Origin of the sequence: Paenarthrobacter sp. NPDC091669 (genome assembly GCF_044756725.1) — a bacterium.
Taxonomy (GTDB): Bacteria; Actinomycetota; Actinomycetes; order Actinomycetales; family Micrococcaceae; genus Arthrobacter; species Arthrobacter bambusae_C.
In genome coordinates this window covers 465015-477736 of sequence record NZ_JBIVTK010000002.1, presented here as the reverse complement: position 1 = coordinate 477736, position 12722 = coordinate 465015, and the positions used below count along the sequence as shown (strand labels likewise).

Here is a 12722-nt window from a genome sequence, read left to right as displayed (position 1 = left end):
CCTGGCCCCCGGCGCCCTCTGGTGCCCGGGTCCGCTCGTCCCGGCGGCGCAACAATGCTGCAAGCTTTCACCGGCCGCTGGATCATTCCGCCCCTTTGGGCAGAAGGCGAAGGATCGGCTCCTGGATCACCCGGAACCGCCGTCTCACTGTTGCACTCCTGCTGTGCCTGGCCGCCGGCATCGCCGTCCAACAGCTGACCCCGGCTTCGGAGCTGCGGATCAGCGTCATGGTGGCCGCCCGTGACCTGCCAACGGGAACCACTCTCACAGAAGCCGATTTCACCCGTGTGGGGGTGCCGCAGGACCTGGCCGTCACCGGTGCCCTCTCAGATGGCGGAGCCCTCACCGGCCGACAATTGGCCGCACCCTTGAGCCGGGGGCAGATCCCCACAGAGTCCAGCCTCCTGGGTCCCGGGCTTCTCACCGGTTCACCCGTGGGTACCGCAGCCGTTCCCCTCCGGATGGCCGACCCGTCGTCCATCCAGCTCCTCTCCCCTGGACAGTTGGTCACGGTGGTCCTCACAGCAGCAGGATCCTATGACGAATCCAGGGAAACCCAAATTCTCGCCGGTCCCGTCCCCGTGCTCTGGACCTCAGCCCACGGAGGCAAGGCAGGCGAATGGCTGGGTACCAGCGACACCGAAGGCTTGGTGGTGGTTGCTGCCGATCCACAGCAAGCAGAAAAGCTTGCCGGCGCATCAACGCAGGGCAAGCTTTTCTTTGTTTTGGTCAACCCGTGATGGGTGGTTCCGGTGGTGAACGGTCAGCCCCAGTGCGGCGGCTTTTGTTCCTTGAGCCACTGCTCGTGGTCGTAACCGGACTCATCGCCCCAGCGCCGGGGATCGTCTTCCGCTGCTTTGGTGGGCAGAATGCCAGCCACGCCTGGTTTGGCTGCGGCTGCCGTGGCGTCCGGGCTTTCTTCAGTGGTGTCGGCGCCGGGCTCGGCGGATTCCGTCTCGGCCCCGGCTTCAGGACCGGTTGCTTCTTCCATCAGTGGTGCTTCTTTCCGGTTTTCTTCTTCGCTGTCTGCATCATCGGCAGCTTCGTCAGGCTGGCCAGATACCTGCCGTGCCGGACTTGGAGCGAACGTTTGCTGCCCCTTGTCCACACTCAATTGTTCAACGTCCATGTCCAAGAAGCCATGCTGGGGCGACGTCGAGCGCGGAATGTGATTCTCCAGCCCAAGGTAGGAGCCAATGCGATCCGCGCAGGACGAAGGATCAGTGAAGACCTCAATGGTCCACAAGGACATGTAGCGCCATCCCATGCGCTCCAGCAGCTGCGGACGCAGCCGGCTGCGTTCCCGGACGCTCATCCGCCGGTAGCGTTCAGTGCCATCGGATTCGATCGCGACGGGGGTGGGAATTTCCGCTCCCTCCCGGCCGATCGTGTGGACGGGGTCCGCCGCAGCCGCAATATCCAGAACGCCGTCGTAGAGATGCCAGACCCGGGCTCCCCTGGCCCGCAGGCGTTCTCCAAGGTCCGCAACCAAGGGATCCTCACCGAGTGCCTGCTCACTGGCAACAGCACGGGAGGCGGGCGTACCGAGATTGCTGTTTCCCGAGAGTTCCCGGTCCAGCAGTTCGTAGAAGTCCACCGCGCCATGGGCCAGCCGATCGAGGTCAAGGTCCTCAGGACGGAAGCAGCTCAGGACGTGCATGGAACGCCGTGCGCGGGTCATGGCCAAGGCGAAACGGTTCCGGCCGCCCTCAGTGGACAACGGACCGAACGAATGAAGTGCCCGGCCATGTGGCGTGCGGCCGTAGCCAAGGGAGAAGATCACGTGGTCCCGGACAAGGCCTTGTGCTCGCTCCAGATCCACCACGCGGAAGGACTCGGGACCAGCTCCGAAGAACGTGGACAACAAGGGGTGGTTGGGCAGTTGGAGCCTGATGGCCTCGCCGATACGGGCGGCATGGCGCAAGCTTGCCGTCACTACTGCCAAGGACGTGCGGGGACGCAGCCTGGCATGTTCGAACACGAGGTCCACCACGCGATTGACCTCGGCGGTGACGGACTCCACACCCTCGTGGTCAGCCCCCGGAAGTCCGGTGCCATCGGGGATGTACTCCACCAGGATGGAACGGTCCAGTCCCGTGACAGAGTTGCCGTCCGGCAGGCGGCGCAGGCCACCGTCGTAGTAATTCTTGCTCAGCTGAAGGATCAAATCCTCGTCCACGGCGCGGTAGACCCAATTCAGTTGCCAGGTTGGAAGGACTCTGGCCAGTGCCTTGAAGGCGCTGTCAACATTCTCGTGGCTGGCAACACCGGCTACTGGCGGTTCCACAGCAACGCTGAAGGTCCGTGCGTGGGCAATCTTCGCATCGCCGAAGGCCACCACCTGCTTCGCCCGGGCGATGGCAGGAAGTACTGCCTGCAGCGAGGTGGATTCGGCGTCTATGACCACCACGGCGTCAAACTTTTGCTCGGCCGGAAGAACACCGGTCAAGAGGTAGGGGCTGACCGACCAAACGGGCACCAGCAGTGGCACCAGCTCCGGAGCCTGGGCGCTCAGCGCCGGCAAAGTGACCCGGCCATCCTTCAGCAAGGCACGCAGCAATTCCGCCTGCCTTGGGTGCTCAAGCAGCCCCTTGCGCCATTTTTGGGCCAACTGCCACCGGAGACGGGCGGCGCCACTGGCGATGTGTGCCTGGTCAGCAAGCCGGTATTCGGCTTCCAGGCGGCGCAGCGAATCGCCATCGGACATCGCCAGGTAGTCGTCGCCGCTGATCATGGCTTCCAAAGCGGATTGCCACCAGGCCAGATCCAATTCGGCGGCCACGGAGCCGGCAGGAACTTCGCGGGCAGCCAGATCGGACAGCAGCTCTCCGAGGCCGTGCTCGCGCATTTCCTCTATCAGGAGAGTTCGCTCGGGAAGTGTCTCCAACGTTGCCGTGTCAGCAACAAGCCGTTCAAGCCGCTCCATCAATTCCAAGTACGGTGTCCCATGCAGGGAGCCACCAGCGCTGGTGTGCTTGAGGGCAGCACCTAGGCGGTGCAGTTCGCCATCCAACTCCCGGTACAGCGCCCCAAGATCGGCGAGCCCGGAAGGCACAGCCGGGTGGCGCTGGGTGGTGGCGTATCCGGCCCACAGAGCCCGCTGCTCCTGGACCAGGACGAGGGAGCTGTGGAGGTCGGCGATGTGGACTCCGGGCCGCACATATTCCTTGGCGACCCGGCGCAGGCGGGAACGCTGCATGGAGGGCATCTCCAAGTTGCGCTCACGGCGCCAGGCGGAGCTGGCAGTGGCGGAAATGAGGTCGTGCACCGGCCGGTCAAAGATGTCCGGAGTGAACTTATCCAAACTCTCCCGAACGGCAATGAGCAGTTCGAGCTGCGCACCCCATTCGGTGAAGGTATCCCCCAGCCGGATTTCAGCGTGGTCGGACACCTGCTTCATCCTGTCCCGCAGGACGGGAAGCTTCTCCTCGGCCAGGCGGGCGAGTTGTTGGGCTTCCTCGGTCTCCTTGCGCGTCACCAGCCGCGCTCCATACCAGGGGCTGGTGGTGGATGCCCTGCTGAAGCTGCCCAGCTCCGCAGCCCGGCGCAGGCGGCCGGCCAGTTCCTCCCGGTCCTTGATGTTGTCCAGGACGCTGCGCTTCAGACGGACAGTGGTGGAAGGAGCGGGATGGATGGACGTCAGCTCTGCCAGCGACTGCATGGCCTGGTACGGCGAGCAACCCCACCGTTCACGGACGTTGTGCAGAGAGGCCACGTGGTCCATCAGGGCGTGGCGGTGTCCGGTGAGCGTCTGGTGCAGGTTGCCCAGTTGAGGCTCAAGCGCTTTTTCGTTGCGCATGATGGCGCGGACCAGTTGGCCTTTGAGCTGCTGAGGCGTGGTCCCGTTTCCCGGGCGGAACAGCATGGAGTCGAGGCCGAGCGATTCCAGGTGGGCGGAAAGTCCTGCCAGGCTGGACTGCCTGTCACCTACCACCAGCACGGATTTGCCTTCGCTGACCAGTGCACCGATCGCGTTGATGGCCGTTTGTGTCTGTCCGCTTCCCGGCGGGGTGCTCACCACCAGGGAATCTCCGGCCCGGACGGCATCCACCACATACTGCTGGTCCGTGTCGGCGTCCAGCAGGAGGAGCTCATCTGCCGGATCACGAAGGTCAAGGCTCGGGAACCGGCCCGCCTTGATGGGCTCAGGCTCAATGTCACCACCGTTTGCCGCAACCGCAAGCGCCGCCACGGTGGGGTTGTTCATGTTGATCCAAGGATCATCAAGGTTTCCGGAAAGGTCAGCCAGAGTGGTGACCAACAAGTTGAAATCCACCTCGGCGCCGTGAATCGGCTGGACGAGCGTGGACAGTCGGTCAAGTACCGGCTGGGGATCGAACCGGGCCGTGTTGTAGGCCATGCGCGCTACCGCGTTGACGTCAAAGACGATGCCATGGACTGACTTGAGGTGGCGCACCAGGGCAGGGTTCATCCGTGCCTGCTCGGTGAGCTGGAGTTCAAAGTCGTCTTCGCCCGGCCTGATGGTCAGGATGATGGAAGCGAGCATCACTGGCGCCGAGACACGCTGTGGTTTACCGCCCACGGCCGAGGTCCACACCACGGTGCCGGCGGACAAGTATCCGGCCTCTATGCCGCGATCATTGCTCAGCTCAAAGATCTTGGACCTGATGTTGCGCGCGGCACGGGCCGCCACCAAGTATTGCTGCCGGTCCCGGATCAACGTGGACAGGCGTGTTTTGCGACCTGCCAGCAACTGCGCCAGCCCCGAGGGGTGCGCATTGCTCAGATCGATGGCGCCTTCGGGCGTCTTGACGAAACGCAGCATCGTGTCCGCCCCGGTGACGGGTTTAAGACCAGACAGCCATTTGCGGAGCTCTTCGGAGCCCTCTTCCTGGCCTTGACCTAATGACACAACTTCTGCCTTCTTTTCTGTACTAGCTTTAGACGCCTTGGACCATACCGGCATACCTTCGAGGGTAGCGGGAATACCTTGGCAGTCCGCTCCGCAACGCTGTTCCGACGCGAAATTCGCCGTCATTTCACAGGTGCCTGCCGATTTCACAGGCCGCGGCACCCCGAGGATTCAAGCACAGTGGCCGGCCTCCCAGAGGAAGCCGGCCACTCAGAATGCTATTCCCACTCGATGGTTCCCGGTGGCTTGCTGGTGACGTCCAGCACCACGCGGTTCACGCCGTCGACCTCGTTGGTAATGCGGTTGGAGATCCGGGCAAGGAGGTCGTAAGGCAGCCGCGACCAGTCCGCCGTCATGGCGTCCTCGGAGGACACCGGACGCAGCACGATCGGGTGGCCATAGGTACGGCCGTCTCCCTGGACACCAACGCTGCGGACATCGGCCAGGAGGACTACCGGCATCTGCCAGACGTCGTTGTCCAACCCGGCGGCCGTGAGCTCCGCACGGGCAATGGCATCCGCCTTGCGCAGCAGGTCCAGGCGCTCCTTGGTTACTTCGCCCACGATGCGGATTCCCAGGCCGGGGCCAGGGAAGGGCTGGCGGCCGACGATTTCCTGCGGCAGCCCCAGCTGGGCACCGACGGCGCGTACTTCGTCCTTGAACAGAGCCCGCAGCGGCTCAACGAGCTCGAACTGAAGGTCCTCGGGAAGCCCGCCCACGTTGTGGTGGCTCTTGATGTTTGCAGCACCTTCGCCGCCGCCTGATTCGACGACGTCCGGGTACAAGGTTCCCTGAACCAGGAACTTGATCTTCTCGCCTTCGGCAGCAGCCTGGGCGATGATGGCCCGCTCCGCTTCCTCGAAGGCACGAATGAATTCGCGGCCAATGATCTTCCGCTTGGTTTCGGGATCGCTGACACCGGCCAAGGCTGATTGGAAGCGTTCCTGCTCATTGGCTACGTAGAGGTTGACGCCTGTGGCCGCCACGAAGTCGCGCTCAACCTGTTCGGCTTCGCCTTCACGCAGGAGGCCGTGGTCAACGAAGACACAGGTCAACTGGTCACCCACGGCGCGCTGGACCAAAGCCGCAGCTACAGCGGAGTCAACGCCGCCGGAGAGGCCACAGATAACCTTGGAGTCCCCGATCTGCTGGCGGATCCGGTCCACCTGCTCTTCGAGGATGTTGCCCGTAGTCCAGTTGGGGCTCAGGCCCGCGCCCTTGAAGAGGAAGTTCTCCAAGACGTGCTGGCCGTGGACGGAATGCTTGACCTCGGGGTGCCACTGGACACCGTAAAGACGCTTCTCGTCGTTGGCAAAGGCAGCCACCGGAGCACCGGCGGTCGAGGCGAGGACTTCGAAACCTTCAGGAGCCTCATGAACGGAGTCGCCGTGGCTCATCCAGGTGTTCTGGGAGGAGGGGACGCCGTCCAGGATGGACCGGGCATCGCCTACGACCAGGGCTTCAGTGGCGCCGTACTCCCGGAGACCCGTCTGGGCCACCTTGCCACCCAGCGCATTGGCCATCGCCTGGAAGCCGTAGCAAATGCCGAATACAGGCACTCCGGCTTCGAAGAGATCAGCGCCGACGCTCGGGGCTCCCTCGGCGTACACGCTGGAAGGTCCTCCGGAGAGGATGATGGCTGCCGGGTTCTTGGCCAGAAGCTGCTCGGTGGTGAAGGTATGCGGAACAATTTCCGAATACACATTCGCTTCGCGGACGCGGCGGGCAATCAGCTGCGCGTACTGGGCACCGTAGTCAACAACCAGCACCGGCTTCTGGGAAGTTTGGGGTGCGGTGGGAGTAGTCACCAGACAAGACTACTTTGCCGGGCCGCCCCGGTGCACGTTGACGAGGGCGGCCAGAGGCCAAAACGGCCGCGTCGTTAGGCATCTCACATTGCGTCCTGCCGCATAGCCCTTAGCGGGACGCTGTGGGCGGTCCTAGTAGCGCTTGGATGCCTGCGGATTGGCTGCCAGTTCCGCTTCAACTTGTGCGTGGAATTTCTTCTCCACGATGAAGGACAGCAACGGAATGACGCCACCCAGTGCCAGGAGGACCATCTTGGAGAACGGCCAGCGCATGAGCGACCACAGGCGGAAGTTGGAGACCAGGTACACCACGTACATCCAACCGTGCACAATCAGCACCGACGTGGAGATGTTGAACCCGCCGATCACGCCTTTGGGCTCGGATTCCGCGAAGCCGAAGCCGAAGGGCTGGCCCGTGACGGCGTTCGTGCCGCCGGCGAAGAGCGAGACTCCAAAGCCGTAGCGTGCGATCAGTTCCGCACACAGCAGGAGCAGCATGGCACCGGTCAGGTACGCCATGACTTTGTAGAACTTCAACGCCGAACGGATCTGGGCTTCCGTTCCGCCGAACCGGCGCTTCTTGGGCTTGGATCCGGATTGCCCGGGCTGGATGGCCGGTTTTGGCTCAATCATTGCTGCACCTTTTGTTCTGGCTCTGGGTTTGTAGGTTCTGTAGCATCCACGGGTTTGGCAGGTTCAACCTGGTCGTCCTCCCCGTATTCATCCTCGTCGTCGTCCTCTTCAAGGTCGCGACGGTAGTCGTCCTTGACCAGACGCCACCAGATGAAGATCGAGAACCCGGCGAAGACAACCCATTCCACTGCGTAGAAGAGGTTCAGCCAGTTGACCTGTTCTGCAGGCGGCTGGGGCGGGATGTTGAGGGCCTTGACGTCATCGCCAAGGGGAATGGTCACGCCGCCGGAGACCTCCGAGGTCGCGGCGACAAAACCCGGGTAGCTGGTCACTTCCCACATGTTGATGAGCTCCGCGGCAGAAACAGCGGACGCACGGCCTGGACCGGCGTCGACGTTTGGAACGGGCGCTTCAGATGGAATAAGGCGACCAGTCAAGGTGATGATGCCCGACGGCGGCGGGCCGGCTTGGGCGGCATCGGCCACCCAGCCGCGCGCCACGGGAATCCAGGTCTGGGGCGAGGCAGCAACACCGGTCAGCGTGGGAGCGTTGTTGACGGCAAAAGCCGAGACAATCCAGAAGCCCTTTTGGTTGTTGTACAGGCGACCCTCTACGAGAACCTGCTTGCCGGGATCGTAGGATCCGGTGGCGGTGACCATCTGGTCCGAGACCGAACCTGGGAAGAACTGGCCGGGTTTGAGGACGTCCACCAGCGGTTTGACTTCTTCGATGCTGGACGGCGCCGGAGGCTCGTGCTGGGCGGACCGGCTGAGTTGCCACTGGCTGAGCAGCACAAACACCCCGGATAACAGAAGCGCAAAGACCAGTCCTGCGATCCAGCGGGGTTTCAACGCGGTTTTCAACACCCCTTAACCGTACTTCGTCCGGCTGTAGAACAACGAAACGGCTGCACTAGAGTGGGGCAGCAGGGTCCCTACGTGGCGACGAAGTCGACACGAAAGGCCTGCCCCAATCTTTAGTGGTCGAAGAACACCAGGCTGGAGTTGATGAGCTCGGAGATGACCTCGGGATCGTGGGCCCGCCGGAGGGACTCACGGAAAGACTCTTTGGACAATGAACGCGCCAGGGTAGCCAGAACCTCAAGGTGGTCGGAGAAGGAACTGGCAGGAGTGGCGATCAGGAGGATCAACGTCGCCGGGCCGTCGGTTGCCCCGAAGTCCAGGGCGTGGCCGAACTTGGTCACACCCACCGCGATGGAAATCCTGTCCACGTATTCACTTCGCGCATGCGGCAGGCCGATGCCGCCGGGAAGTCCTGTGGCCAACTGGTGCTCACGGGAGTGCACCTGCTCCAGGAAACCTTCAAGGTTGCTGATCCTGCCGGCAGCGTGGAGCTTATGGGCCAGTTGGGCAGCGGCGTCGATCTTGTCCTCGGCGACGAGTTCAAGGATGACGGTGTCCGGGGTGGTCAGTTCCGCGTCATACCGGTCAAGTGGTTCAGCCAAGTCGTGTTCCCTCCAGTGTGGCCTTCCGGCCGCATATTCCTGAGCTGGTCAGCGAAGGGGAACGATGTCATCCACTCCCATGCGCGCGGCATCTGCCGATTCGTCGTCAGGCTGCTGCTGACTGAGCCGTTCAGCTTCCACGCGTGCCAGGTAGTGCTTGATCTCGCTTTCGCGCTGATTCTCGCTCCAGCCAAGGATTTCTCCCATCAGCTTAGCTACTACAGGGAGGGCTGCCACACCCCGGTCCCACGATTCGATCGAGATCCGGGTTCGGCGCGTCAAAACGTCGTGGACATGGCGGGCTCCCTCGTGGGTTGTCGCGTAGACAACTTCCGCGGCGAGGTAGTCATCGGCACCGGGCAGTGGTTCGCCCAGTTCCGGTCGCGTGGAGATCAGTTCCAGTACTTCGGGGGTCATGGATCCGTACCGGTTCAACAGGTGCTCAACGCGGGCGACGTGGACGCCGGCTTCTTCCGCAGAACGCCCGCGCCGGTTCCAGGCAGCCTTGAAACCTTCGGCCCCCAGGAGCGGAATGGTCTCGGTGCAACTGGAGGGAACACGCTCGTCCATGGCCCTGGTGGCCTCATCGACAGCGTCCTTGGCCATGACCCGGTAAGTGGTGTATTTGCCGCCGGCCACTACCACAAGCCCGGGCACGGGATGTGCCACCACGTGCTCGCGCGAGAGCTTGGCCGTGGAGTCGTTCTCACCGGCAAGCAAAGGCCGTAGGCCGGCGTAGACACCTTCGACGTCCTCACGGGTCAGGGGACGCTTGAGGACCTTGTTGACGTGCTCCAGGACGTAATCGATGTCCTTGCTGGAAGCAGCCGGATGCGCTTTGTCCAGCGTCCAGTCGGTGTCTGTGGTGCCGATGATCCAGTGGCGTCCCCAGGGGATCACAAAGAGCACTGATTTTTCCGTTCGGAGTATCAGGCCCACTGTTGATTGGAAGCGGTCGCGCGGCACCACCAAGTGAATGCCTTTGGAGGCGCGGACTTTGAGTTGGCCGCGATCTGTAACCATGGCCTGCGTTTCGTCCGTCCAGACTCCCGTAGCGTTGACCACTTGCTTGGCCCGGACGTCGAAAACGCTGCCGTCTTCCTGGTTCTCAAGTTTTGCCCCCACCACGCGTTCACCCTCGCGAAGGAAGTCCACCACCCGAAGACGGTTGGCGGCATGGGCGCCGTAATGGGCCGCGGTCCTGACCACGTTGACCACCAGACGGGCATCGTCCACTTGTGCGTCGTAGTAGCGGATGGACCCCACGAAAGCGTCATCCTTCAGACTGGGAGCCGCGCGCAGGGTTCCGCGCTTGAAGAGGTGTTTGTGCATGGGGACGCCGCGACTGTGCCCTGAGGTCAGGCCCAATGTGTCGTAAAGCATGATTCCGGCACCAACGTAGGGACGTTCCCAGAACCTGCGCGTCAGTGGATAGAGGAAGGGCACGGGGCGGACCAGGTGGGGGGCGATCTGTTGGATCAGCAGTCCCCGTTCTTGCAGAGCCTCCTGGACGAGGCCAAAATCAAGCATTTCCAGGTATCGAAGACCACCGTGGATGAGCTTGGAGGACCTGGATGAAGTGCCGGATGCCCAGTCCCGGGCCTCCACAATGGCTACGGTGAGGCCGCGGGTCACGGCATCCAGGGCGGCTCCGGCCCCCACCACGCCGCCACCAACGATCAGGATGTCAAGCTCCTTGCCGGGTTCGGCAGTGGCTTTCAGGACTTCGATCGACGCGGCACGGGCTTCCGGGCTCAAGGCCCCCGGAGAACCCACTTGTGGACCGCCTGCGATATTGCTCATCGGACCCCTCCTCGAACGCAACAGCTGGTAGTCCCCTACCCTACTTGCTGCCCGCCGCATTGGGCAGGGCAAAGACGGGCAGCCATGAAGCGGGAACTGCCCCCAAACGAAGAAAGCCCCTGTTGGCTGCCGACAGGAATCGGCAGCCAACAGGGGCTTTCAGGGCAGTTGTCAGTTTCCTGCGTAAGGCGACACAACGACGTCGACCCGCTGGAACTCCTTGAGGTCCGAGTAGCCGGTGGTTGCCATGGAACGGCGCAGCGCACCGATGAGGTTGGAGGTGCCATCGGTGTGGTGACCGGGTCCGAAAAGGACTTCTTCCAGTGGACCGACAGTTCCCACGTTAACGCGGTCGCCACGGGGTGATTCCAAGTGGTGTGCTTCCGGACCCCAGTGCCAGCCGCGGCCGGGAGCCTCTTCAGCGCGGGCCAGGGCACTGCCGAGCATGACTGCGTCTGCGCCCATGGCGATGGCCTTGACGATGTCGCCCGAGCTGCCCATGCCGCCGTCGGCAATGACGTGGACGTACCGGCCGCCCGACTCGTCCATGTAGTCCCGGCGCGCCGCAGCGACGTCGGAAATCGCCGAGGCCATGGGCGAGTGGATGCCCAGGGCACGGCGGGTGGTGGTGGTCGCGCCGCCGCCGAAGCCCACCAGGACGCCAGCCGCGCCAGTGCGCATGAGGTGCAGGGCCGGAGTGTATCCGGCTGCGCCACCGACGATCACGGGGACGTCGAGTTCGTAGATGAACTGCTTAAGGTTCAGCGGTTCGTGGTTCTTGGAGACGTGCTCAGCTGAGACCGTGGTGCCACGGATCACGAAGATGTCGACGCCGGCAGCAACCACAGTCTTGTAGTGTTCCTGGGTGCGCTGCGGGGTCAAGGAGCCAGCCACAGTGACGCCCGCGGCACGGATTTCAGCGAGGCGGGAACTGATGAGTTCCGGCTGGATGGGTGCCTGGTACAGGTCCTGCATGCGTCGGGTAACGGCGGTGCTGCTGGTCTCGTTGGCCAAGGCGGCAATTTCGTCGAGCACCTTCTGCGGGTCCTCATAGCGGGTCCAGAGACCTTCGAGGTCCAGGACGCCGAGGCCACCGAGCCGGCCAAAAGCGATTGCCGTGTCAGGGGACATCACGGAGTCCATGGGGGCGGCGATCACCGGGGTGTCGAACTTGTAGGCGTCGATCTGCCAGGAGACAGAGACGTCCTTCGGGTCGCGCGTCCGGCGGTTCGGGACGATTGCGATGTCATCCAGGGAGTAGGCACGACGCCCACGCTTGCCACGGCCAATCTCTATCTCATAAGTCACGGCTCTTACTTTACTGGACCCCTCCCGGAACCCCGATTCGGCAAATAAAGTAAAGACTTCATAAAGTGTGCGAAACACATCATCGAGGGGACCCATGACGCCTGGATTATACGGACCCGGCATTGAACAACCGGGATTGCTGTCCGAACAATTCCGCACAGGCCCGGAGCAGCATCCCGCGTGAGCTACCAGACAGGCCCTGCTCCTCTCCCCCATGCCGCCCGGCCCTTGGACTATTGGTTATCGACCGAACTCGCCGCGATAACCCCGGCCGGTGCGCGCTCCCGGCTTCGGGAGATCGCTGATGCGCGAGGTTCCTACATGGGCGCTTGGGCCGCCGGCATTGGCATGGGCGCAGTCCTCATCCTCCTGGGTGTCATCCTCGCCATCTGGTTGGGCACGCTGGTGCCGGTTCCTTCCCTCGGCCTTCCCGGAGCGGCAATGACCGTACTCTGCTGCGTCTGCTACGCACGGGTGCGCGACCGGTTGCCGCGAACAAGCCGGTTGATCGTCAATCGTGGGCCCGGGAGCTTGCGTGGCGCCTTGTCATTCGTAGGGTTCATCCTGGTCGCTTTCATCGGACTGTTCGCCTTCACGGCCAAACCGTCCACATGGCAGGATCCTGCCGCGCTGCTGACGCTGGCTGCGGTTCTTACCTTCATGGTGTGCCTCCCCGTGGTGGGGATCATCGTCCCGGCCACCATCGCGGGCCGTTCGAGGGAGTCGCTTCGCCGCAAAGCTGCAGCTGATCCCCATTTCCGGACGCTGCTGGAGGAGGACCTCGCCACGTGGCGTGACCCCTACGGCGATGCCGGATACGGCCCGCTCTAAG

At 63.2% G+C, this 12722-nt stretch carries 9 protein-coding genes; 2 read left to right on the top strand and 7 right to left on the bottom strand.

What is annotated here, in order from left to right; all coding sequences use genetic code 11:
- Positions 1-95 precede the first annotated feature (95 nt).
- Entirely contained in the window at positions 96-740 is a 645-nt protein-coding gene (locus ACIQLI_RS05145; protein ID WP_354230615.1) for an RcpC/CpaB family pilus assembly protein, read from the top strand.
- Positions 741-763: 23 nt separating this feature from the next.
- Here ACIQLI_RS05145 and ACIQLI_RS05140 read toward each other — a convergent pair whose 3' ends face one another.
- The 7 genes from ACIQLI_RS05140 to ACIQLI_RS05110 form a co-directional block, all read right to left on the bottom strand.
- A complete protein-coding gene (locus tag ACIQLI_RS05140; RefSeq protein ID WP_400385818.1) occupies positions 764-4927 on the bottom strand; it encodes an AAA family ATPase in 4164 nt (1387 codons plus the stop codon).
- 164 nt (positions 4928-5091) lie between these two features.
- Positions 5092-6681: a glutamine-hydrolyzing GMP synthase gene (gene guaA / locus ACIQLI_RS05135; RefSeq protein ID WP_011775506.1), complete on the bottom strand. Its 1590-nt coding sequence runs from the start codon at positions 6679-6681 to the stop codon at positions 5092-5094.
- A 132-nt stretch (positions 6682-6813) separates the two neighbouring features.
- A complete protein-coding gene (locus ACIQLI_RS05130) occupies positions 6814-7314 on the bottom strand; it encodes a DUF3817 domain-containing protein (protein ID WP_354230612.1) in 501 nt (166 codons plus the stop codon).
- On the bottom strand, positions 7311-8180 hold the full coding sequence (locus tag ACIQLI_RS05125) for an SURF1 family protein (protein WP_400385638.1): 870 nt from the start codon (positions 8178-8180) through the stop codon (positions 7311-7313). The genes ACIQLI_RS05130 and ACIQLI_RS05125 overlap by 4 nt, the downstream gene beginning before the upstream one ends.
- Before the next feature lie 110 nt (positions 8181-8290).
- Positions 8291-8779, bottom strand: coding sequence for a PTS sugar transporter subunit IIA (locus ACIQLI_RS05120; protein ID WP_089595745.1), 489 nt, complete (start codon positions 8777-8779; stop codon positions 8291-8293).
- Between the two features lie 48 nt (positions 8780-8827).
- Positions 8828-10582 (bottom strand): glycerol-3-phosphate dehydrogenase/oxidase, encoded by a 1755-nt coding sequence (locus tag ACIQLI_RS05115; RefSeq protein ID WP_354230608.1) that lies wholly within the window; start codon positions 10580-10582, stop codon positions 8828-8830.
- A 171-nt stretch (positions 10583-10753) separates the two neighbouring features.
- Complete coding sequence (locus tag ACIQLI_RS05110; RefSeq protein WP_207594186.1) at positions 10754-11890, bottom strand: GuaB3 family IMP dehydrogenase-related protein; 1137 nt, start codon at positions 11888-11890, stop codon at positions 10754-10756.
- Positions 11891-12070: 180 nt separating this feature from the next.
- Between ACIQLI_RS05110 and ACIQLI_RS05105 the strand changes: the two genes are divergently transcribed.
- Positions 12071-12721 carry a hypothetical protein gene (locus ACIQLI_RS05105; protein ID WP_400385634.1) on the top strand — a complete coding sequence of 217 codons (651 nt, stop codon included), beginning with the start codon at positions 12071-12073 and terminating at the stop codon, positions 12719-12721.
- The last annotated feature ends 1 nt before the right edge of the window (position 12722 follow it).

Coding starts and splice junctions, on each gene's coding strand:
- ACIQLI_RS05115 (WP_354230608.1), bottom strand. CDS start 10,582: ATGAGCAATATCGCAGGCGGTCCACAAGTGGGTTCTCCGGGGGCCTTG.
- ACIQLI_RS05140 (WP_400385818.1), bottom strand. CDS start 4,927: ATGCCGGTATGGTCCAAGGCGTCTAAAGCTAGTACAGAAAAGAAGGCA.
- ACIQLI_RS05130 (WP_354230612.1), bottom strand. CDS start 7,314: ATGATTGAGCCAAAACCGGCCATCCAGCCCGGGCAATCCGGATCCAAG.